The organism is Streptomyces sp. NPDC014006, assembly GCF_043088925.1.
Taxonomy (GTDB): Bacteria; Actinomycetota; Actinomycetes; order Streptomycetales; family Streptomycetaceae; genus Streptomyces.
This window is the reverse complement of the sequence record NZ_JBICAJ010000010.1, coordinates 148,617-166,022: the sequence shown is the minus strand read 5'-3', so window position 1 is coordinate 166,022 and position 17,406 is coordinate 148,617. Positions and strand designations below refer to the sequence as shown.

General features: G+C 71.2%; 18 protein-coding genes, 1 pseudogene and 1 riboswitch. Of the genes and pseudogenes, 8 read left to right on the top strand and 11 right to left on the bottom strand.

From position 1 onward, the window contains the following. Positions 1-137: 137 nt before the first annotated feature. Positions 138-1,070: a UTP--glucose-1-phosphate uridylyltransferase gene (locus ACF1GV_RS30435; protein WP_391686851.1), complete on the bottom strand. Its 933-nt coding sequence runs from the start codon at positions 1,068-1,070 to the stop codon at positions 138-140. A gap of 121 nt (positions 1,071-1,191) precedes the next feature. Between ACF1GV_RS30435 and ACF1GV_RS30430 the strand changes: the two genes are divergently transcribed. Next, positions 1,192-1,875, top strand: a complete 684-nt coding sequence (locus ACF1GV_RS30430) for an SMI1/KNR4 family protein (protein WP_391686848.1) — start codon at positions 1,192-1,194, stop codon at positions 1,873-1,875. 232 nt (positions 1,876-2,107) lie between these two features. Here ACF1GV_RS30430 and ACF1GV_RS30425 read toward each other — a convergent pair whose 3' ends face one another. Next, positions 2,108-2,701 carry a toxin-antitoxin system, toxin component gene (locus ACF1GV_RS30425; protein ID WP_391686845.1) on the bottom strand — a complete coding sequence of 198 codons (594 nt, stop codon included), beginning with the start codon at positions 2,699-2,701 and terminating at the stop codon, positions 2,108-2,110. A 332-nt stretch (positions 2,702-3,033) separates the two neighbouring features. Here ACF1GV_RS30425 and ACF1GV_RS30420 point away from each other — a divergent pair, with 332 nt between their 5' ends. Next, positions 3,034-3,606, top strand: a complete 573-nt coding sequence (locus ACF1GV_RS30420; protein ID WP_391686842.1) for an HAD-IA family hydrolase — start codon at positions 3,034-3,036, stop codon at positions 3,604-3,606. A gap of 51 nt (positions 3,607-3,657) precedes the next feature. Here the strand turns inward: ACF1GV_RS30420 and ACF1GV_RS30415 are convergent, their stop codons facing one another. The 3 genes from ACF1GV_RS30415 to ACF1GV_RS30405 form a co-directional block, all read right to left on the bottom strand. After that, entirely contained in the window at positions 3,658-4,878 is a 1,221-nt protein-coding gene (locus ACF1GV_RS30415; RefSeq protein WP_391686839.1) for a GNAT family N-acetyltransferase, read from the bottom strand. A gap of 595 nt (positions 4,879-5,473) precedes the next feature. Beyond that, positions 5,474-6,769: a phosphatase PAP2 family protein gene (locus tag ACF1GV_RS30410; RefSeq protein WP_391686836.1), complete on the bottom strand. Its 1,296-nt coding sequence runs from the start codon at positions 6,767-6,769 to the stop codon at positions 5,474-5,476. Positions 6,770-6,964: 195 nt separating this feature from the next. Continuing rightward, positions 6,965-7,444, bottom strand: a complete 480-nt coding sequence (locus ACF1GV_RS30405) for a cupin domain-containing protein (RefSeq protein ID WP_391686833.1) — start codon at positions 7,442-7,444, stop codon at positions 6,965-6,967. Between the two features lie 286 nt (positions 7,445-7,730). Between ACF1GV_RS30405 and ACF1GV_RS30400 the strand changes: the two genes are divergently transcribed. Next, complete coding sequence (locus ACF1GV_RS30400; protein WP_391686830.1) at positions 7,731-8,474, top strand: SOS response-associated peptidase; 744 nt, start codon at positions 7,731-7,733, stop codon at positions 8,472-8,474. 168 nt (positions 8,475-8,642) lie between these two features. Beyond that, positions 8,643-9,233 carry a histidine phosphatase family protein gene (locus ACF1GV_RS30395; protein WP_391686827.1) on the top strand — a complete coding sequence of 197 codons (591 nt, stop codon included), beginning with the start codon at positions 8,643-8,645 and terminating at the stop codon, positions 9,231-9,233. Positions 9,234-9,300: 67 nt separating this feature from the next. Here the strand turns inward: ACF1GV_RS30395 and ACF1GV_RS30390 are convergent, their stop codons facing one another. From ACF1GV_RS30390 to ACF1GV_RS30375, 4 genes are all read right to left on the bottom strand, one after another. Beyond that, entirely contained in the window at positions 9,301-10,053 is a 753-nt protein-coding gene (locus tag ACF1GV_RS30390; RefSeq protein WP_391686824.1) for a CbtA family protein, read from the bottom strand. A 21-nt stretch (positions 10,054-10,074) separates the two neighbouring features. Further along, positions 10,075-10,296, bottom strand: a complete 222-nt coding sequence (locus ACF1GV_RS30385) for a CbtB-domain containing protein (RefSeq protein WP_363262896.1) — start codon at positions 10,294-10,296, stop codon at positions 10,075-10,077. Positions 10,297-10,332: 36 nt separating this feature from the next. Continuing rightward, positions 10,333-10,476: riboswitch (cobalamin riboswitch) on the bottom strand. A 125-nt stretch (positions 10,477-10,601) separates the two neighbouring features. Continuing rightward, positions 10,602-11,471, bottom strand: a complete 870-nt coding sequence (locus ACF1GV_RS30380; RefSeq protein WP_391686821.1) for a class II glutamine amidotransferase — start codon at positions 11,469-11,471, stop codon at positions 10,602-10,604. Between the two features lie 86 nt (positions 11,472-11,557). Then, a complete protein-coding gene (locus tag ACF1GV_RS30375; RefSeq protein WP_391686818.1) occupies positions 11,558-13,126 on the bottom strand; it encodes an alpha-L-arabinofuranosidase B in 1,569 nt (522 codons plus the stop codon). Positions 13,127-13,505: 379 nt separating this feature from the next. Here ACF1GV_RS30375 and ACF1GV_RS30370 point away from each other — a divergent pair, with 379 nt between their 5' ends. The 3 genes from ACF1GV_RS30370 (at position 13,506) to ACF1GV_RS30360 (ending at position 15,429) form a co-directional block, all read left to right on the top strand. Continuing rightward, a complete protein-coding gene (locus tag ACF1GV_RS30370) occupies positions 13,506-13,733 on the top strand; it encodes a hypothetical protein (protein ID WP_391686815.1) in 228 nt (75 codons plus the stop codon). 135 nt (positions 13,734-13,868) lie between these two features. Beyond that, a complete protein-coding gene (locus ACF1GV_RS30365; RefSeq protein ID WP_391686811.1) occupies positions 13,869-14,405 on the top strand; it encodes a hypothetical protein in 537 nt (178 codons plus the stop codon). Positions 14,406-14,517: 112 nt separating this feature from the next. Next, the gene (locus ACF1GV_RS30360) at positions 14,518-15,429 is read left to right on the top strand and encodes a poly-gamma-glutamate hydrolase family protein (RefSeq protein WP_391686808.1); all 912 of its coding nucleotides are present in this window, start codon (positions 14,518-14,520) and stop codon (positions 15,427-15,429) included. A gap of 57 nt (positions 15,430-15,486) precedes the next feature. Here the strand turns inward: ACF1GV_RS30360 and ACF1GV_RS30355 are convergent. Together ACF1GV_RS30355 and ACF1GV_RS30350 are read right to left on the bottom strand one after the other, a co-directional pair. Further along, a pseudogene (locus tag ACF1GV_RS30355) lies at positions 15,487-15,993 on the bottom strand (GNAT family N-acetyltransferase). Between the two features lie 221 nt (positions 15,994-16,214). Next, positions 16,215-16,625 carry an ATP-binding protein gene (locus tag ACF1GV_RS30350; RefSeq protein WP_391686805.1) on the bottom strand — a complete coding sequence of 137 codons (411 nt, stop codon included), beginning with the start codon at positions 16,623-16,625 and terminating at the stop codon, positions 16,215-16,217. A gap of 205 nt (positions 16,626-16,830) precedes the next feature. On the opposite strand from ACF1GV_RS30350, the gene ACF1GV_RS30345 reads away from it, so the two are divergent. Beyond that, positions 16,831-17,226 (top strand): STAS domain-containing protein, encoded by a 396-nt coding sequence (locus tag ACF1GV_RS30345; RefSeq protein ID WP_391686802.1) that lies wholly within the window; start codon positions 16,831-16,833, stop codon positions 17,224-17,226. The last annotated feature ends 180 nt before the right edge of the window (positions 17,227-17,406 follow it).

The following is a 17,406-nucleotide window of genomic DNA, read 5'->3' as shown; positions in this document are numbered from 1 at the left end:
GGCGCCCCGCCTTCCCAGACTGCACGCTCCGATTCCGCGCAGAGCCTAGGACACGTGATCCTCTCTCTGGCTCCGCCACTTCCCGGCACGCAGGAAAACCGCCCGGGCAGTGGCGTCACGAGAGGCAGAGGGGCGGCTCAGGTACCGGGGTCGGTGCGGCTGACCGCGTCGAGCCGCCGGACCAGGTTGCGCAGCACCGGCCCGTACTCGGTGTGGTCCAGTGCGTGGGCCATCTGGGCCACGAGATAGTCGGCGGGGTTCCCGGTGTCGTACCAGGTCCCCTGGATGACCTGCCCGTAGACGGCGCGGTCGGCGGCGTAGGCGTTGATCGCGTCGGTCAGGTAGACCTCGCCGACCGGGCGGCCGCTGTCGCGGGCCTCGTACCAGCGGCGGGTCTGCTCGCGCAGCTCGTCCACGATGCCCGGGGTGATGACGTAGCCGCCGATGGCCGCGAACGCCGAAGGGGCCTCGGCCGGCTGGGGCTTCTCCACCAGGCCGGTGATGCGCAGCTGGCCCTGGCCCAGGTCCTCCTTGACGATGGGCACGCCGTAGCGCTGGGAGTCGGCGGGGGCCATGGGCATCAGGGCCAGGACCGGGCAGCCCGTCTGCTGGTGGGCGTCGATCAGCTGCTGGGCGCGCGGCACCTCGGCGACGAACACGTCGTCGGGCCACAGGACGAGGACCGGCTCGTCGCCGAAGGCACGGGCGGCGTTGAGGACGGGGGTGCCGTTGCCGTACGGGCCGTGCTGGTCGAGGTAGGTGATGTGGCCCCTGCGGGCCAGCTCGGCGACCTCCTCGACGGCGTCCGCGTACGCCGTCTTGCCGTCGGCCCGCAGCTGGTGCACCAGGGCCGGGTTGGGCCGGAAGTGGTCCTGGATCAGGGACTTGCCGCCGGAGACGACGATGGTGATGTCGGTGATCCCGGAGTCCACCAGCTCCCGCACCGTGTGCTCGATGACCGGCTTGTCACCGACCGGGAGCATCTCCTTGGGGATGGCTTTGGTCAGGGGCAGCAGCCGGGAGCCGAGTCCGGCGGCGGGGATCACGGCCCTTCGGATCGTCGGGGACATCAGGTCTCTCTCGGTCGATCGGCGCTCCGTGCCGGCTGGCACGGTACACACCGACGCTACGCCGGTCCCGACACCGTTTCACCGAGCCGGCGCTGTCAGTGGTGGCACCTATCTTCTTCGTATGACGGAGCAGCGATGGGCAGGGACACGTGAACGGGTCGAGGCTCTGGGAGCGTCTGACGGCGGCAGGGAGATATTCGGTGCCCTGGGGCACGGCTGGTCCCTGGAGCAGCCGCTCGACCACGACGCGCTCGCCGAGCTCGAGGCCCAGCTGAAGGTGCGGCTGCCGGAGGACTTCCGGGCGTTCCTTCTCCGTGTCGGTGCGGGCGGGGCGGGACCGGGGTACGGGTTGTTTCCCGTACGGCGTGTACGGGGGCGCTGGCGCTGGGAGGGCGACGGCGCCGATCTGGCCGACCTCTCCCGGCTGGCCGAGCCCTTCCCGGAGCGTGGAGCGGACCCGGAGCTTTTCAAGCAACTGGCGGGCCGGTGCCCGCAGGAAGAGGACTTCGACGACGCCGATGCGTTCGAGCATGCCATGGAGGCGTGGGAGGAACGCTGGTCAGGGCTGCTGTGGAACCCCGACCGTACCGCCGGTGCCCTGGTCGTCTCCCACCGCGGCTGCGCCCTGCGGGACTGGCTGGTCGTCAGCGGACCGCACCGGGGCACGATGTGGTCCGACGACCGGGCCGACGACGTGGACCTCGCGCCCCTCCTCGACGACGAGGGACGACCGGTGACGTTCAGGCACTGGTACACGGGCTGGCTGGAGAGATCCGAGCAGGAGGCACGGTCGGCCGCCTCATAGTGCCCTTCCTACTCCGCAGGGATCTTCGCGAGCCGCTCTCCAGCGCATCGAGCAGGTCGCGTTCCGCCCGGGTGAACTGCGGCTGGTGCAGCTGTGGGTGGTGCGGCCCGACCAGGGCCGTCAGCAGCACACGGGGCCGTACCAGGGAGGTCGGCGAAGCTTTGAGGGCGAGGATGTCGGTGAGCGCGGTGGCCGCGTGGAACGAGCGTTTCTTCCTGCAGTCGTATCGGCGTCACCGGGAGGCGCGCGGGAAACGGTGCGCCATGGAGGCGTGGATGCGCCTCGCCGGGTCCACCATGCCGGCGGAGCGGCGGGCTTCGTCCAGGGCGGCGCGCAGGTCGGTGGCGAAGCGGAAACCGAACCACTCCGCTTCCAGTTCCTCGTTGGGCTGCCGGGCATCGGTCCGCGCGGCGAAGTAGAGTCCGGCGTCGACGCGGGAGGCCCTGGCGAGGTCGGTGTCGGCGGCCGTCGACAGGTCCGCCACGAACCGGGCCAAGTCGTGCGCCCCCGCAGTGTCCTGGGCCCGTGATGCGGCGAGGCCGTGGTCGTCGGCTCGCGCGCCGTGGCCCTGGAACATGTGCCAGGCTTCGTGACCGATGATCACGTGCTGGTGCTCGGCGTCGGTGTTCTCCTCGTAAACGATCAGATCGTGATCTGTACGGTCCACCCACACACCGCTGGCCGTCCCGGGCGGGAAGGCGGCGGCACGAAGGCCCACCGGCCGGCCGCGCAGTCCGGTCAGAGCTTCGGCGAGCGCGGGTATGAGGCCGTGGCCGTCGGCGGGCATCCGCAGAGTCGTGATGAGGAGGGCAATGAACTGCCGCATCGCTCTGGATCCCGCACTCACGGGTCGCCTTCACCCTCGTCGAGTTCCAGATCATCCCTGGCCCTGGTATGTCCATGGCACCCTAACGCCGCGCCATTCGCCGGACAACGATCGTTTATCAGCCATCCGTTGACGAATGGCACGCGGCGGTGCGGAGCGCAACGGGGCTGCCACAAGATCCGGGAGGCTCTTGACCTTGCCCTGGGGAGGCGGGCGACTGTGTCTCCGCAGACCACATCAGCGGGGAGAAAAGGGGGAGTCGGAGTGACGGCGAAACCTGCGTCATTCTCGATATCGGTGGCGTACTGGAGATCACGCCGGAAACGGGGTGGGTGCAGCGGTGGGAAGAGCGGCTGGCGCTGCCACCGGGCACCTTGCATGAACGGATGCGCGACGTGTGGCAAGCCGGGAGCGTCGGGAGCATCACCGAGCGAGAAGTGCACGAGCAGGTGGCAACGCGTCTGGGGCTCGACGCACCCCGGGTGGAAGCCTTCATGGCCGATCTCTGGGTGGAATACCTGGGGAAGCCCAACGAAGAACTCATCTCCTATGTGCGAGGCCTGCGGGGAAGCTGCGGGCTGGGCATCCTGAGCAACAGCTTCGTCGGCGCACGCGAACGGGAGGCGGCGCTGTACCGCTTCGACGAACTGGTCGAGCAGATCGTGTACTCGCACGAGATCGGCATCGAGAAGCCGGACCCGCGTGCTTTCCAGGCCGTATGCGCTGCCCTGAAGGTGCGGCCGGAGAGGTGTCTCTTCGTCGACGACGCTGCGGCCAACGTCGACGCCGCCCGGGCTGTGGGGATGCAGGCCCATCTGTTCGAGGACAACGCCGGGGCGATCAGGCGCGTCGCCGCGCACCTGGACCCTCGTCCACGGGTCACGGGGCGTCTCCCGCTCGAATGACCTCCGTCCGACCGGTGTTCACCTGCCCTGGACGAGCCGGCGAGCGCTCGGTCAGAACCAGTGCAGGCAGTGGGGTGGGCGCTCGGCGCGGAAGAGGACGTCGGCGAGCGTGGCCACGTCCGGGCGGTGAGCCCGGATGTGGCCGGCGCGCACGAGCGTGCTGGGGGTGGTGCCGCCCAGGTAGATCGATCCCAAGTCACCCATGTCCAGGGACAGATCGGGCTCGCGGTTCGTCGGGACGCAGTCGGCCTTGCCGTCCCGGACGGTCAGCAGGTAGCGGCCGCGCTCGCCGAGGAAGGAGTCGTCGACGTCCAGAACCAGCTCACCGTCCGTGAGCCAGCCGCGCGCGGTCAGCGCCCGCGGGACGTCCAGCAGCCGCAGCCAGAGCCAGTCGGTGTCGCCGCTCACCTCGCCGGCGCGGAAGTCCGCGAGCTGCCGGCGCAGGGGGTGCCCTGGCGGGAAGTGCTTGAACACGACCTGAGCGACCAGGTCGTGTCCGAGCACGAACCGGGCCAGGGCCGTGAAGACGGCGTCGTCGGTGGCGATGGTCTCGTCGACGGTCAGGGTCTCTCCCTCGCCGAGCGAGTAACTGGCGTAGCCGTCCGGTACACCGTCGGCGTCCCGGTGGACGACCACGTAGCGCTGCGCCACAGAGACCGGGGGCTGTCCGGCTCCCGACTCCCACCAGCGGTGCGGTCGGGACAGCGCGCCGGGCTGGGCGCGGCGGTACCGGTCGTAGACCTCTTCCAGGATCGCACCGCACTCGGCCCGCCGTACCACCTCGACCGAGCCGGTGCCCGAATCGCCGGCCGTTCCCCGTGCCCGGGGCGCAGCGAGCGCGGCCCGGTGGCGGGGCACCGTCAGCCGCCGCGTGTAGGTCGCCGGTCCGTACCCGAACCTGCCGTAGATGGGCGCTTCGGAGGCCAGCAGTACGGAGAGGAACTCCCCGCGGGCCCGCAGCTGGGCGAGCTGATGCCGCATCATCGCGCTGAGCACGCCCTGGCGTCGGTGCGAGGGCACGACGCCCACGGCGGTCACTCCGGCGGCGGGGGCGACGGTCCCCCCGGGCAGGGTGAGCTCGAAGGAGTACGCACCGGCGGTGCCGACGGGCCGCCCGTCCGCCGTCACGGCGAGCAGGTTGCGGTCCATTTCGAGCGCCGACCACCACACCCCGCGGCCCTCCGACGGTGTTTCCGGGAAGCGCCCGAACGCGGCATGGAGGGTGTCGACGAAGACGTCGAGGTCCTGTTCGGTCGTACGACGAATCTCCACTGCTGCCGCGGCCTCCCCCGGATCCCGGCACCACGGCTCGTGGTGTCCCGGCCCAGTGCACCGTCGTCCCGTGACCGGGTCAAGCGGATTACGGGCCGCCCACGGCCGGGCACGGCACGGCGCATGCCTTCGCCGGCCGGTCACGGTTCGCGGTGGACGGCGCGGAAGCTCTCCAGCACCTCCAGCACCTCCAGCAGGGTGCGGGTGCCGGTGGGTCGGTCCGTGGGCTCACAGCAAGCGCGTGTACCGGTCACCGCGCAGCCGGTCCGTGTCGGTGAGGGCGCGGGGAGCGGCGCCGGCGGAACGGGTTCGAAGCCGCCGGCGGTCCAGCGGCGCAGGGAGAGCGCGGCAGCGCGGGCGCGAGGAGGCCGCCGCTCGGGGACACGGGTTCGTCCCACGGCCTGCGCGGCCGGAACCGCATCCGCTTGCGGCCGCGCAGGCCGTCGCGCTCACCCCGCTGACGCGTGAGGCTTCGCCGGTCTTCGCGCCTGCCCCGGCCGCCGTCAGCCCACCCACTCGCGCAGCAGGCGTTCCCGCTCCGCCCTGCCGGGCGAGCCGCCCTCCCATGCGCGGGCCCCACCGGGACATCGCCCGCTCACACCGGTTCGGGTTGCGGTTCCGGTTGCAGGGCGGGTGCGGCCGTCGGTTCCCAGAGCCTGGTGGTCCGGACGTAGCCGTAGATCACCGAGGTCATCGCCAGAATGAGAAGCGGCCCGAACACCCCCGGGTGTCCGGCCATCTCCATCGGCAGAAAGCGGTACGACAGCAACAGCGCGGCGAAGACCGCGGTGCCGTGGACGACCAGTCCTATTCCTGCACGGTCCCAGCCACGGTCGGCAGCGCGCAGTCCTGCCTCGATGGTGAGCGCGAACACCACGCCGGCGACGAGATCCACGCCATAGTGATAGCCGAAGCCCAGCGTGGCGCAGAGTGTGGCGGTCAGCCAGAACGCGCCCGCGTAGCGCAGGATGCGTGGGCCTTTCCGGGTATGGATGAAGATCGCGGTGGCCCACGCCGTGTGCAGGCTGGGCATGCAGTTGCGGGGCGTGAGGTCGTCGTAGGACACCGTGTGCAACGCGGTGATCTGCGGCGGTGTGTGGGGCCACACATTGGCCACGGCCCACTGCACGCCACCGGTGCCGGAGGCGCCCGGGCCGTAGGCGAAGACCGGTCCGACCACCGGGAAGATCATGTAGATGGCCGGGCCGAGGAGGCCGATCACCAGGAAGGTGCGCACCAGATGGTGGCGGGGGAAGCGGCGCTCTGCCACCACGTTCCGCAGCTGGTACAGCGCGACGACGATCGCGGCGACGGCCAGCTGCGCGTAGATCACGGCGAGAACAGGGCTGCCGATCGGATCGGTGGCCGCCAGAATCCTGCCTGCCACCCACGACGGGTTGCCCAGTGCGTGATCGGCGGTCGCCACATACGGGTCGAGCACCGACGGGTGGGCCTTCGCCGTGACCAGCAGCCAGGTGTCGCCGGTCTTGCGGCCGGCCACCAGGAGCAGGCCCAGCCCGACGCCCTTGAGCAGCAGGACGCGTTCGGCGCCGGTGCGGCGCGTGACGGCGATGACGGCGCAGCCCAGCATCACCCACAGCGCGCCGTTGCCGAAGGTGTGCCCGTCGGTCATCTTGACGCCCGCCGCCCATCGCACGAGCACGAAGACGACATCTATGCCGATCGCGAGGCCGGCGGCGACAAAGCGCTGCCGCCAGGTGAGTACGACCATCATCAGCGCCAGGCCGCCGTACAGCGGTCCCGGTTTCGGCGCGAGTATCACGCCGCTCAGCTGGTCGGTGATCGGTCCCGGTTGGCCGTAGTGGCGCGCGGTGATCTCCAGCGCGACGAGGAGTCCGAGAGCGGCCAGACCCGCTGCGCTCCACAGCATCACTCGCCGTTGACGCCACGCGATCAACGGGCTGCTGTCGTTTGTGCGCGGAATTTTCCGCAACGCTCTAGATATCAATCTATTCGGCCAATTTATTCGTTATGGGTTCAGTGGCTGGGAGCGGTGAAATCCATCACCGCGAGTCCGGACATGGTAGGGGAATGGTGCGGGGCGGCTTTTCTCCGGTCAGGGTGATCAGAGCTGAGGGTAGGAGCTGGTCCGGTACCGGCTGCGGAATTCGGCCAGCAGCTCGTCGGTTGCTTCGGCTCCGGCGCTGACCGCGGCGTGCACGTCACGGAAGTAGTTCTCATAACCCGCGGGCGTGTAGAGACACAGGGCGCGGGTGGTGTCCGGGCCCGCGTTGCGGAAGCCGTGGGGGGTGCCACGGGTCGCGGCGAGCAGATCCCCGGGGCCGGCTGTCACCTCCCCGTCCCCTGTGTGGAGGGTGAGCTCGCCCTCGAGCACGTAGAAGTACTCGTCGTGCCCGTCGTGCACGTGCGGTCTGGCACCGACGGTTCCGGGCGCCAGGGTGAACTCCTCGAAGGCGAAGTGTCCGCCCGTGTGCTCACCGGTCAGGCGGAAGAAGTGCGCGACACCGGCGACGTCTATCAGCTCGCCCTCCGCAGGGCGGCGCAGCAGCGGACGGGCCGCGGCCCGGGAGTGATCATCTGTCATGGGGGCATTGTGGCTCAGGGGCGTGTCCCCCGGTCCCTCAATCGGCGTGCGCCCGCGGGAGACGGAGAGGGAACAGGAAGACGCGCGCGCCCCGTGCCGGCAGGACGGTCACGGCAGAGTCCGTTCTGAACGGGCCCGGGACGCGACCAAGCCGCCGACACGGTGACACGGTGACGCCGCGACGCGGGCACCCTCCGGCACACGCCCGGGCGGCTGCGGCGGCGACATGCGCCGGGCAGCTCCCCAGGTCTCTCGCACGGGCAGAACGGCGTGGCACAGTGGCTCTATGTGCGGCCGCTTCGTCTCCACCCGCAGTCCGCAGGACCTCAGCCACCTCTTCGACGTCGCGCAGTGGCGGCCCGACGAGACCCTGGCGCCCAGCTGGAACGTCGCCCCCACCGACGACGTCTACGGCGTCCTGGAACGCGCCCCTCGCGCCGAGGGCTCCGGCGCACCCCCGCGCAGGGAGCTGCGGCCGTTGCGCTGGGGGCTGGTGCCGTCCTGGGCCAAGGACCCGTCCGTCGGCTCCCGGATGATCAACGCGCGCATGGAGACGGTGCACGAGAAGCCCGCGTACCGCCGCGCCTTCGCCCGGCACCGCTGTCTGCTCCCCGCCGACGGCTTCTACGAGTGGACCGAGGTCAAGGACGCCTCCACCGGCAAGAAGCGCAAGCAGCCGTACTTCATCCACCCCGCCGACGGGCAGATCATGGCGCTGGCCGGTCTCTACGCGTACTGGCGCAACCCCGAGGTCGACAACGACGACGACCCCGCCGCCTGGCTCACGACCTGCACCATCATCACCACCGAGGCCACCGACGCGGCCGGCCGGGTGCACCCCCGCATGCCGCTCGCCCTCACCCCGGACCACTACGCCGCCTGGCTCGACCCCCGTCACGACGACGCCGAGGAACTGCGCGCCCTGCTCACCCAGCCTGCCGGCGGTCATCTCGACGCCCGCCCCGTCTCCCCCGCCGTGAACAACACCCGCAACAACGGTCCGCAACTCCTGGACGAGGCCACGCCGTAACCCCGCCGGCAAGGGCTGAGGACCTGCCGTAGCCGCGCCAGAGGGCTGAGGACCTGCCGTGGCCTGCCATGACGCCGGCTGTGCGGCCCGCACCGGCGCGGAAGCCGCGCGCCGGACGGGTGCTACTTTCGCACCCACACCCATGACCGCCACAGCCGGAGCAGCCAGGTGACCAGCCGTGTTCTCTTCGTCTCGCCCGCCTCGAGCCCGTCGCTGCGGCAGGCCCGCTTCGACGACGGTGACGCGATCGACGACGTGGGGGCGGCCCGGGCCCGGGCCGCAGCGGGGTCCCTTCCCCCTGCCGCCCGCGTGCTGACGTCGCCGAGTGTGCGCTGCCGGCAGACCGCGGAGGCGCTCGGCCTCGACGGCGCGCGGACGCCGGAGCTCGGGGCCTGGGACGTGGGCCGTTGGCGCGGTCTCACCCTGGACGAGGTGGGCGCCGCCGAGCCGGAGGAGGTGGCCCGTTGGCTCGCCGATCCCGACAGCGCGCCGCACGGGGGTGAGTCCGTGCACGAGTTGTGCACGCGGGTCGGCCACTGGCTGGACAGCGCACGGGACTTCGACGGCCGTACGGTCGCCGTGGTCGAGCCGGAGGTGGTTCGGGCCGCCGTCGTGCACGCCCTGGGGCTGGGCGCGGCGGCCTTCTGGCGGCTCGACGTACCGCCGTTGGCCGTCACCGAGCTGAGCGGCCGCTCGGGACGCTGGAATCTGCGGCTCGGGCGGCACCTGGCCGCGTCGGACACACCTTCCCCACGCTGAGTGCGGCCCGGATGCGACGAAGGGCCCTGCGGATAGTTCCGTAGGGCCCTTCGTCGTCCGGAACGAGTCAGTGCGTGGCCGGAACCGTTCGCCCGGTGTCGGCCTTCGCCGGCCTGGGGTTCAGCAGGCGTTCGGCCAACTCGCCGAAGAGCAGGCCGAACCCGGCCCACATCGCGGTCTGGATGCCCAGCGCGGAGAGCCGGAACCGCCACAGCAGGGCGGCCGGGAAGTCCTTCGGCACCTCGTTGACGACGGGGAGGAACTGGTAGGCCAGGCCGATCACCGCGGCGAACGCGGCCACCGCGACGACGGTCGCCCACCAGGTGCCCAGGACCGCCGTGAGCCGCTTGCCCACCAAGGTGGCGGCGACCGCGAGGAGGACGCTGAGCAGCATCATCAGGAAGTAGAGGGTGGTCCGCTTGCCGATGGTGTCGGGGTCGCCGACCGACGGCGGATTGGCCGGGTACTTCAGGAACGGCACGACGTAGACGGTCAGGAGCGCACAGCCGGACAGCAGCAGTGCGGTGGCCCGCGGACCGAAGCGGCCGACCCGGCCGAGGGCGAAGGCGTACGCGAGCGCGGCGATGCCGCCGAAGGCGACCCCGTAGACCAGGACACCGGTGGCGAGACCGGCGGTGGACTGCAGGGACCGGGAGACGGCCTCCATCTCGTGCTCATGGGAGTGGGCGCCCTCGAAGGCGATCGCCTTGTCGACGCTGGGCTCACCCAGGAGGTAGGCGACGACGAGGGCGAGCACGCCGGCGGCGAGGCCGGCGAGCATGCCCCGCACGAGAAGGTTTCTTACCGTTGCGGAGTTCATGGGTGCGCGGCGTCCCTGGCGTCAGTGGCAGGGGAAACCGAGCAGGTGGCGGGCGTCGTGCACCCACTCGTGGACGTCCGTGCCGTCGAACACGGCGGTGGCGCCCTGCTCGGCGCCGACGAAGTACAGCAGGACCAGCATCAGGACGCCGGCGAAGACCGCCCAGGGGGCGATCGCCTTCAACGGCAGCGTGGCGGGAACAGCGGGGGTGGTGGCAGTCGGCTGGGCGACGTGCTGGGCCATGGCGGGGCCTCCTCTGGGAGTTCGCGTCCCATCTCGGTGGTGCACTGGACGACGGCCACGGGTCTGACTCGCGAGCACCCCTCCTCAGGGCTTCGCACACAGTGGCGCGACCGTGCCGGATTCCCACCGGCTTCCGTCTCGCCGTCGTCGATTCGGACAGACCGTACCGCGTGACGCGTCCATGGCCAAGACGGCCTGGCCCGGCGTGATCTTCCTCTCGGACCGGGCGGGGGCGACGGGGCCGGGGCGACCGGCCGGGGGCGGCGGACTGAACCGGATGGCGGGCCGGCTGTTCGAGGGACGGATCAGGCGGCCTTCTGCGAGGCTGCCGCGTCGGGATGCAGATCGTCGAGGGTGAGCCGGTGGGCCGGAGGGTCCGGCAGGACGACCCGGTGGGTGGTGCGCAGGTCGGGGCCGACGTGGAGGAGCTCACCGGACTCCATCGGGCGCCAGTGCGGGTTGTCGTCCATGCGCTCGCTGGCGACGATGACGGCGGGGTGGTCGGCGAGGGGTGCCGAGTGGACGCGCATCCGGCCGTCGCTGCCGCTGTGGTCGAGGTGCCTGCTGCCGTGCTGGCCGCCCGCCGGGCGCTGCAGGACGTACAGGCCGTGGGTGTCCGGGTAGCGCAGTGCCCACAGCTCCTGTGGGCTGATGAGGATCAGGTTCATGGCGTAGACGGGCAGGCGCGCGGCGATCCAGCGGGCGGCCTGCCGGATGCCGGTGGTGACGTCCCCGTCGTGTCGTCGGGTCTCCCGGCTGATCAGGGCGAAGAAGCGCTCGGAGTCGGTGTCGCCCCGGACCAGTGAGCGGTCCTCCCCCAAGTGGTCGTCGAGTGCGTCGAGGCCCTCGATCACCCCGTTGTGCGCGAAGAGCCGCCCCGCCTGCTCGAAGGGGTGGGTGTTACGGACGTCCAGGCTGCCGGTGGAGGCGAAGCGCACATGGGCGATGAAGGTCGCCGACTCCTCCTGCCGGGCCTCCCGTGCGAAGGCGCGGTCGCGGTAGGCCGCGATGGGTGCCTTGTCGACGCGGGGGGTGCCGTCGGCGGTGAAGTGGCCGAGGCCGGTGCCGTCGGGGTCGCGGTGACTCTGCTTGCTGAGACTGTCGGGGGCGTCCAGGAGCCAGAAGGTGGCGTACGTCCGTCGCGGAGCGCTGCTGAGGCCGAACAGGCGGCACACGGGAACCTCCTCCGTCGGGGCCCTCCGCGGCTCGCGGGGGCGGGTGGGGGCCCCGGCCGAGTGCCCCCACCCGCCCCGGGTACGCGTCAGGCCCAGGGGGTGGTTACGGCCCAGCTGGTGTCGTCGGCCCAGAGTGCGGCGTTGTCCCAGGCGTGGGATCCTCCGTCACCGGCGATGTAGACGGCGTGTTCGTAGTGGCGCACGAAGTCGCCGGGGTAGTTGGCGGACCGGAGCGACACGCCCTGCCCGTTGTGACCGGCCTGCGGGCAGAACGTGGCGTCCTGCCGGGACAGCGCGCTGCTGTCGATGGTGTCGACGCGCAGCCGGAAGTCGTAGTGGCGCAGGTACTGGCCCGGTTTGTCGGCGGACTCGAAGGAGACGCAGGAGGCGTCGCCCAGACCGGCCCGCACGATCCAGGTGGCGGCCGCCTTGTCGGCGGAGGAACTGGAGGACGACACCGCCGAGATGGCCGCGTTGCTGTCCGCGCTGTCGTGCCGGAGGTACTCGCCGGTGCAGCAGGACGTGGTGGCCCGCAGCGATACCCTGGCGCCCGCCGTGAGGCCGCCGGCCGGTGCGGGGGCCGTGTAGCCGACCGCGTTGATGTCGGCCTGCACGGCGTTCTCGGTCGCGTCCGACGGGTAACCGGAGGTCATCACTCCCTCGTAGAAGGTGCCGGCGGATCCATTGCTGTTGTCGCCGCCGATACCGAGGATGATGGCGCCTTCCTTCTTCATCGGGTTGTAGCCCGAGGCGTTGGGGCGCGGTCCGCTGTAGTAGGTGGACAGTCCGCCGGACTGCGCATTGCCGGCGCGGATGGCCCACTTGTTCGAGCCGCCCTTGACGATCGCGGTGAGGAACCGGTGGCTGACGCTGGGATCGTTCGCGTTGTAGCCCGGATTGACGCCGGAGAAAAGGCCGTTCTCCAGGTCGGCCATCACCCAGGGGCCGTTGCCGGTTCCGTAGCCCCACACCTTGATGTTGCCGAAGTAGATGGCCTCCATCGTGCCGTTGCCGTTGTCCCGGCTGTTGGTCTCGGCGTTGCCGTAGTCGAAGCAGCAACCGCCGTTGTAGTGGCTGCCGTCGAGGATCGCGTACATGCCCTCCGGCTGGTCTCCGGTCGCGATGCCACTGGTGTGGTTGTTGCGGTAGCCGGTGCCGGGGGCGATGAAGACGCCGTATGCCTTGTGGCCGCCTACGGTGACCGGCGCGGCGGACGCTTCGGCGAGGTTGTCGTATCCGCCGGCGGCAGGGCCGGAGAACCCTCCGGGCGGTGCCTGGGTGAGGTGGTTGCCGCGGCCGGACTGGTCGTAGATGACGGTGATGAGGCAGCTCGTGCCCGCGCAGAAGGAGTCCTGGGCGGCGGCGTCGGCGTAGCCGCCCGCGCCGAGCGCGCCGATGTCGCGGGTGGCGCCGTCCGAGGCGCGTTTGACCTGGTAGAGGCGGCCGCCGTACGCGGAGTACAGGGCGCGGGTCGTGCTGTGCGCGGCCACGCAGGGGGTGCCCCCGGAGGCGTAGAGGTCGCAGGGGCGCGTGCCGGCGGCCGCGGCTTGCGCGTCGGCGGAGGCGCGGCCGCCGAGCAGGGCGGTGACCAGGGCCAGCGCGAGCGCCAACAGCGCGAGCGAGCCCTGCCTCGAGCGGGTGAAGGGGGAAGACATGCACGGTCTCCTGGGATGAGTGGGGGGCGGAGTCAGCCGCCGGGCGAAGGGAGCCGGTCATGCACCTGTCATGAGACAGATGGTCGATATATCGAACGTTGGTCGTATTCGCGGACAGGGATTGATGATAGGAAGCCGGCGAGGGGTGTCAACAGGGTGCGCACACCTACATCGGTGCCCGGTCGGGGCGACCCGGCCCCGACCAACTGACGGTCGCGGTGATCAGGGGGTGCGCAGAGCCGCAGGATGGCCGCCGGCGCGACCAGTTCCTCCACGTCCACCCCGACCGGGGCGGTCGCGAACACCGTCAGGCTCGGCCGCGTCGTCACCGACTCCGGGATCGACCAGGCGCGTCTCGCCTACGACCACCTCGACGCGGGTGGCATCGACACGCTACGGCTCACTCCTGGACGCGGGGCACCCTCGGCGGGGCCTGGAGCGGCCGTGCCCGCCAGGTGCCCGGCACCTGATCAGCCGTATCGTGGCGGACGGCGACTGCGTGGAGGTGGGCCGACTGGCCCCGCAGCAGCGGGAGTTCGGGAACGTCTTCACCGCCCGCTTCGCCGGCCTGCTCGCCCTGGTGGCGGCCTGGACACCGGACAACTGACGCGACGCGCGCGCAGGCTCGGTCACGCCTTGCCGGCGCGGCCGATCCCGGATTCGCCCGCCCCCCGACTCGGCGGCGGTCTACTGTACGGACACGGCGCAGTTGCCCACCGAGGTCGCACGAGGAGGAAGTCCCGTGTCGTCACCCTGTGATCCCCTGCGCGCACCCGCCGGCGATGTGGGTGCGGCGCTCATGATGGTCGACTCCCGGCTCAAGGCCGTCTACGACCGCAGGACACGGACCGACCCCGAACAACAGGCGCTCGTCGACCAGTTCGCCGCCTCCCTGGGCCCCGATGGCGTCGACGACCTGCTGGACGGCGCCTGCACCCTCATCTACATGTTCATGCAGTGGCTGAGGATGGCCTATGAGGACCACGGCAAGGACGTCATCGAGTGCGTGGTGCCCAGCCTCGTCGCCTCGATGCGCATGATGACCAAGAGTGTGCGCCCCGAGGCCATCCCCACCATGGCCGGCCTGGTCGTCGCCGCGGGCACCGGTCTGAGCCCCAGCCTGTGGCGCAAACAGTACGGCTACTGGACCGAGACGGAGCTGACGCCCCTGGAAGCCACCGCGTTCCTGCTCGCCGAGCACATCAACCGCATCACCGACGACCAGGACTTCGCCACCCGCATGATCACGGAAGCTCTCTCCCAGGTGGCCGAAGACTGACGGGGTGACAGAGCCGTCTCCCGCCGCGGGCGTCAGGCGGCTCGGAGTCCGGTGCGCCGAGCGGTGCCACCCCCCGTCGACGCCTGCCGGGCCATGGTGCAGGATCACCGGCGTGAAGAACACCAGCAGACGCACCGTCCTCGCTTCCGTCGCCGCCGTCGCCGCGGCCGTGCCCACGCTCAACGCCGTGATGGGCAACGGCGCCACGCCGGCCGCCGCGGCCGACCAGTACGGCTCCAACACCGAGCTGTACACCCTCACCGCGGACAAGGAGGGCACCGACTGGATGCGCCGGTTCCGCTTCGGCGCGCCGGCTCAGATCACCGACAATGCCCGCACCACGAGCAGCCCCGTCAGCAGCACCGCGGTGATCGCGCCGCACGGCGGCGGGATCGAGTCGGGTACCAGCGAGCTGTGCATGGCCATCGCGGGGTACACCCCCTTCGACTACAACACCGACCCCGCGAGCGCGGCCGTGCCGGGTGAGACGCAGCGGGACTACTGGATGTTCGAGGCCCTGGCCAACTCCTCCTCGCAGCATGTGACGTCGACCCACTGCGACGACCCGGCCGCCCTCGCCGTCACCACCGCCAACCTGTACGCCGTATCCCTGCACGGCTTCGACGACACCACCGTGAAGAAGATCAACATCGGTGGGCGGGACGAGCGCCTGAAGCGGAACCTGAAGGCCGCCTTCACGAGGCACGGCCTGACCACCAACACGGGAAACCCCGACTGGGACGTGACCGTCGTCTTCGCCGGCGCCACCGACCCGATCAACGGCGACGACCCGGCCAACATCGTCAATCGCACCCGCACCGGCGCCGGCGCCCAGATGGAGATGTCCACCGCCCTGCGCAAGGCGATGTTCGGCGACTTCTCCGGCGCGGCCAAGCGCAGGACGACGGCCGGCGTGCCGAGCGCCGACAGCCCCTACGCCGACCGCTTCTGGAACGGTTTCGTGGGCGCCGTCCGTGAGGCGATCAAGAACCACGAGCTCGGTCTCGACTCGCCTCAGGCCTGATCACCCCGCCCCGGCGCCTCCATCCAGGCGCCGGGCCGTCACGGCTCCCGGCGCCGGTCAGATGCCGAACGGGGCTGCGTAGTGAACGGTTCCGCCGGGCAGGGGGTGGCCGGCGTCCAGGGCGAGTGCCATGAGTGCCTCGTCCGGGACCTCGATCGTCAGGCGGATGTTGTGGGCCGAGGCCCGGGTGAAGCCGAACCGGGGGTAGTAGGCGGGGTGCCCCAGGACGACGACGTGGCGCTAGCCCCTGTCCCGGGCCGCCGCGAGCGCCGCACGCACGACCGCGGAGCCCGCGCCGCTCCTCTGCTGCCCGGGCCGCACGGCCACCGGTCCCAGGGCCAGGGCCGGCACGTCACCGATGTGGCAGCGGGTCGGCAGCGCGTGCCCGACGAGAAGTCCTGTGTCGTCCGCGCAGACGAGGGACAGGCACTCGATCCAGGACGAGTCCGCGCGCAGCGCGTCGACGAGGGCGGCCTCCAACCCGGTCTCGAACGCGGCCAGGTCGATGTCATGGACGGCTGGGACGTCGGCGCTGGTCTCGGCACGCGTGATTCGGTTGCGCAGGGTGAAGGACGTTCCCTTCCAGGTGATGTCCGGGCGGGCTCCTCGCGGGCTCACGCTCCCGGCGAGGGCGGTCAGGGCGGGTCAGGCCACGGCCCGGGACCTGAGGGAGACCCGGACGCCGCACGAGGTGGCCGCGAGCGCGGTCATCAACCTCACTTCGCCCTCATCGCACCTGATCGAACACCTACGGGTGCCAAGGTACAGGGCGCTCGCGGAAGCGCTCAGGTCCGGTCGGCGGCGCCGTCGTACAGAGCGATGCGAGCGGTGACCCGTTTGCCGACCGGTTGCCGTTGCACGTCGAACGCCTGGGCGACGGCCCGTACGATCTCCAGGCCGTGCTGTCCCACCCTGCCCGCGTCCGCGGTCCGGGCCTCCGGCAGGGTCGGATCGGAGTCCGAGACGGCCACCTCGACCAGGTCGTCGACGATCCTCAGGTCCATCGTGACGGGGCCCGGTGCGTACTTCTGCGCGTTCGTGACCAACTCGCTCACCACCAACTGGGTCACATCCAGTGCCCGCTGCGAGACCGGCACCCCATGGTCCGTCCGCATCCGCGCGAGAAAGGCCGCCGCACAATGCCGGGCCTGGGCGATCCGCGCGCTGTTCCCCCCCAGGGCCACCGTGGTCCGCATGATCCGCGCATCCACTATCACACCACCGTCACCCCACGGGACCGAATCCACCCTGACCGCCTTCACTCCGTGCTTCACACCCCTCGCGTACCCACCCACGCCCGGACAGCGCCTGACACCCCTCTCTCGGCCCACAGACCCGCACGCGGCCCCGGCGCCGGACCAGGCGTTTCGGCCGGGGCACAGGTATGCCAGTATCGCCCGCATGGCAGAGGAAAGACGTGCGCACCCCGGAGACGACGGCGAACACGGGGGGCCCGCACAGCGTCGGAGCGGTCTGTCGGTCGAATCGTCGACCGCTGCGGACATCCAGGTGCTGACCGTGGCGGGCGAGATCGATCACGACACGGGCAGGCAGCTGAGGGAGGCGCTGGACGCGGCACGGACCGCCCACCCCAGGGTGGTCGTGGACCTGGCGGAGGTGACGTTCATGGACTCCACGGGCATCAACATCCTTCTCACCGCCCACAACGCGCTCACCGGGGCCGGTGGCTGGCTGCGCCTGGCGGCACCGACGGGTCCCGTGTTGCGCACCCTGCAACTCGTCGCCATCGACACGGTCATCGAGTGCCGCCCCACGCTGCAGGCGGCACTCGCCTGACGGAGCGGAGATCAGGACGACGCTCGGACGAGGATCCGGGCGGTGGCAGGGCAGGGGCCCGGCGGGGGGGGCCCCCCCGGCCCCCCCCCCCCCCCCCCCCCCCGCCCGCCCCCCGGGCGGGGGGGGGGCGCCCCCGCGGGCCCCCGGGCCGGCGGCGGCCCCGCGCGGGGGGCGCCCCCC

What these genes read in the sequence shown, in the direction of transcription:
- ACF1GV_RS30435 (WP_391686851.1), bottom strand. Translation starts at nt 1,070, where the DNA reads ATGTCCCCGACGATCCGAAGGGCCGTGATCCCCGCCGCCGGACTCGGC.
- ACF1GV_RS30430 (WP_391686848.1), top strand. Translation starts at nt 1,192, where the DNA reads ATGACGGAGCAGCGATGGGCAGGGACACGTGAACGGGTCGAGGCTCTG.
- ACF1GV_RS30425 (WP_391686845.1), bottom strand. Translation starts at nt 2,701, where the DNA reads ATGCGGCAGTTCATTGCCCTCCTCATCACGACTCTGCGGATGCCCGCC.
- ACF1GV_RS30410 (WP_391686836.1), bottom strand. Translation starts at nt 6,769, where the DNA reads ATGCTGTGGAGCGCAGCGGGTCTGGCCGCTCTCGGACTCCTCGTCGCG.
- ACF1GV_RS30405 (WP_391686833.1), bottom strand. Translation starts at nt 7,444, where the DNA reads ATGACAGATGATCACTCCCGGGCCGCGGCCCGTCCGCTGCTGCGCCGC.
- ACF1GV_RS30400 (WP_391686830.1), top strand. Translation starts at nt 7,731, where the DNA reads ATGTGCGGCCGCTTCGTCTCCACCCGCAGTCCGCAGGACCTCAGCCAC.
- ACF1GV_RS30390 (WP_391686824.1), bottom strand. Translation starts at nt 10,053, where the DNA reads ATGAACTCCGCAACGGTAAGAAACCTTCTCGTGCGGGGCATGCTCGCC.
- ACF1GV_RS30385 (WP_363262896.1), bottom strand. Translation starts at nt 10,296, where the DNA reads ATGGCCCAGCACGTCGCCCAGCCGACTGCCACCACCCCCGCTGTTCCC.
- ACF1GV_RS30375 (WP_391686818.1), bottom strand. Translation starts at nt 13,126, where the DNA reads ATGTCTTCCCCCTTCACCCGCTCGAGGCAGGGCTCGCTCGCGCTGTTG.
- ACF1GV_RS30350 (WP_391686805.1), bottom strand. Translation starts at nt 16,625, where the DNA reads ATGCGGACCACGGTGGCCCTGGGGGGGAACAGCGCGCGGATCGCCCAG.
- ACF1GV_RS30345 (WP_391686802.1), top strand. Translation starts at nt 16,831, where the DNA reads ATGGCAGAGGAAAGACGTGCGCACCCCGGAGACGACGGCGAACACGGG.